General features: G+C 56.0%; 1 rRNA gene. It reads left to right on the top strand.

Features of this window, described 5'->3' with window-relative positions:
* Positions 1-2,823, top strand: a 23S ribosomal RNA gene (locus ACFSUS_RS28940); the annotation flags it as partial.

The raw sequence follows: 2,823 nt of genomic DNA, 5'->3' as shown, positions 1-2,823 counted from the left end.
CACAGCAAAAGGGCGCCTGGGGGATGCCTAAGGCTTCTGGTGGCGAGGAAGGACGTGGCAAGCGACGAAACACGGTGGGGACCCGCTGGCAGGGGCTGATCCACTGGTCTCCGAATGGGGCAACCCACTGGTTTGAAGAACCAGTACCTGGTGACAGGGGCAAACGCGGTGAACTGAAACATCTAAGTAGCCGCAGGAAGAGAAAACAACAGTGATTCCGCAAGTAGTGGCGAGCGAACCCGGAACAGCCCAAACCCACTACGTTACGGCGTGGTGGGGGTAGTAGGACCCGACAGCAAGCAACCAATCGAACACGAATGACTTGGGAAAGTCAACCGCAGGGGGTGAGAGTCCCGTAGTGGTCAGGGCGGTTGTGGGTTGGGGATCCTGAGTAGGGGGGGACCGGCGAAATCCCCTCTGAATCAACCGGCACCATCCGGTAAGGCTAAATACGACCAGAAGACCGATAGTGGAGAGTACCGTGAGGGAACGGTGAAAAGCACGGGGAGTACCCGGGTGAAATAGACCCTGAAACCAGGCGCTTACAAGCGGTCGGAGCTACCAGTGGGTAGTGACGGCGTGCCTTTTGCATAATGAGCCTACGAGTAACCGTCACTGGCAAGATTAATTGACTAGAGTCAAGCAGTCGAAGCGAAAGCGAGTCTGAAGAGGGCGCTTAGTCAGTGGGGGTTGACGCGAAACTTGGTGATCTACCCGTGGCCAGGCTGAAGGGGTGGTAACACACCGTGGAGGGCCGAACCGATAAGCGTTGAAAAGCTTCCGGATGAGCTGCGGGTAGGGGTGAAAGGCCAATCAAACTGAGAAATAGCTCGTACTCTCCGAAATGTTTTTAGGAACAGCGTTCCGTGTTACTGTCTGTGAGGTAGAGCCACCAACAGGATGCGGGGGAGTCACATCCTACCAACTTCTGATGAACTCCGAATGCGCAGAGAGGTGCGGGGCAGTGAGGGCTTGGGTGCTAAGGTCCAAGTCCGAGAGGGGAACAACCCAGACCATCAGCTAAGGTCCCTAAGTGAGTGCTAAGTTGAACAAAGGCGGTCCGGCTGCTGAGACAGCCAGGAGGTTGGCTTGGAAGCAGCCATTCCTTTAAAGAGTGCGTAACAGCTCACTGGTCGAGCGGGGCGGGCGTCGATAATAAACGGGCATCAAGCACATCACCGAAGCTATGGACATGCACATGAGTGCATTGTGGTAGGAGAGCATTCTATGGGGGGTGAAGTTGGGGCGTGAGCCCTGGTGGACCGCATAGAAAAGCAAATGTAGGCATAAGTAACGAGAATGAGGATGAGAACTCCTCACACCGAAAGGCTAAGGTTTCCTCTGCGATGGCAGTCAACGGAGGGTTAGTCGGGGTCTAAGGGGCAGCCGAAGGGTGGGTCCTGAGGGGAAACAGGTTAATAGTCCTGTACTGGTTGCACAGGAGCACTCATGACGGAGCGCTGGGGGTGCTACGTCCGGACGGAAGTGGGCGTTGAGGGGAGGTTTCGGCCGAACCGAAGGACTGAAGGGGCTTCCAAGAAAAGTGAGTGTTCGTCAAGCGTGCAACTACCCGTACCGCAAACCGACACAGGTAGCTGGGCAGAATATGCTAAGGTGCGCGAAAGAATCATGGTTAAGGAACTCGGCAAGATGACCCTGTAACTTCGGGAGAAGGGGGGCCTACCTCAGGGGTAACTCTGGGGAGGTTGCAGAGCAAAGGCCCAGGCGACTGTTTACCAAAAACACAGGACTCTGCTAAAATGAAAGTTGACGCATAGGGTCTGACACCTGCCCGGTGCTGGAAGGTTAAGGGGGGGGCTTAGCGTGAGCGAAGGTCTGAACTGAAGCCCCAGTAAACGGCGGCCGTAACTATAACGGTCCTAAGGTAGCGAAATTCCTTGTCGGGTAAGTTCCGACCTGCACGAATGGTGTAACGATCTGGGCACTGTCTCAACCATGAGTTCGGTGAAATTGTAGTAGCGGTGAAGATGCCGCTTACCCGCCACGGGACGGAAAGACCCCGTGCACCTTTACTACAGCTTAACATGGATCGCCGGTCAGGCATGTGTAGGATAGGCGGGAGGCTTTGAAGCGGTGTCGCCAGGCATCGTGGAGCCAACCTTGAAATACCGCCCTTGGCTGACTGGTGGTCTAACCCTGAAGAGGGAACAGTGTTTGGTGGGTAGTTTGACTGGGGTGGTCACCTCCGAAAGGGTAACGGAGGTTTCCCAAGGTTTGCTCATGCCGGACGGTAATCGGCAGGGGAGTGCAATAGCAGAAGCAAGCTTGACAGTGAGGCCCACAAGCCGATCTGGTGCGAAAGCAGGGTATAGTGATCCGGTGGTTCCGCATGGAAGGGCCATCGCTCAAAGGATAAAAGGTACGCCGGGGATAACAGGCTGATCTCCCCCAAGAGCTCACATCGACGGGGAGGTTTGGCACCTCGATGTCGGCTCGTCACATCCTGGGGCTGGAGAAGGTTCCAAGGGTTCGGCTGTTCGCCGATTAAAGTGGCACGCGAGCTGGGTTCAGAACGTCGTGAGACAGTTCGGTCCCTATCTGTGGTGGGCGTGGGATGACTGCGGGGGTCTGTCCTTAGTACGAGAGGACCGGGATGGACATACCGCTGGCGGATCGGTTGTTTGGCCGCAGGCACGGCCGAGTAGCTACGTATGGTTAAGATAAGCGCTGAAGGCATCTAAGTGCGAAACTGGCCCCAAGATGAGTCATCTACGAAAGGGTTGTGCGAGACGAGCACGTGGATAGGCGGCAGGTGTAGGGGCAGAGATGTCTAGAGCTGAGCCGTACTAATGAGCCCGGGAG

The sequence above is a fragment of the Spirosoma soli genome, from assembly GCF_042684525.1.
Lineage (GTDB): Bacteria > Bacteroidota > Bacteroidia > Cytophagales > Spirosomataceae > Spirosoma > Spirosoma soli.
Note: the sequence above shows the minus strand (reverse complement) of the source record. Positions and strands in the feature narration are given on the sequence as shown.